Source organism: Enterococcus sp. C57 (assembly GCF_040887305.1).
Lineage (GTDB): Bacteria > Bacillota > Bacilli > Lactobacillales > Enterococcaceae > Enterococcus_B > Enterococcus_B hirae.
In genome coordinates this window covers 1-216 of sequence record NZ_JBFOFP010000043.1, presented here as the reverse complement: position 1 = coordinate 216, position 216 = coordinate 1, and the positions used below count along the sequence as shown (strand labels likewise).

Below are 216 nucleotides of genomic sequence, written 5' to 3'. Positions count from 1 at the left end.
CGACCATCAAAATAGAGACATTTTGTGACATAATGGAATTGTCACAAGATACATTTCAAGAGTTGCTTAAAGAAGCTGTTCCAGCTGAGTCAACTAATAGTGAATTAGGATATATAGAGAATAAAAGGGAAATTATACCGAGAGAATATAAATTAGAAAAGATCAATTTATATCTCAATTCTCAACATTCTTACGAATCTAAACGGCAGTTTTGTG

General features: G+C 31.5%; 1 protein-coding gene. It reads left to right on the top strand.

Features of this window, described 5'->3' with window-relative positions; translation table 11 throughout:
• Window positions 1-32 precede the first annotated feature (32 nt).
• Window positions 33-216 (top strand): hypothetical protein (locus AB5M32_RS13735; RefSeq protein ID WP_368024537.1); only part of this gene is annotated, 184 nt, incomplete at its 3' end.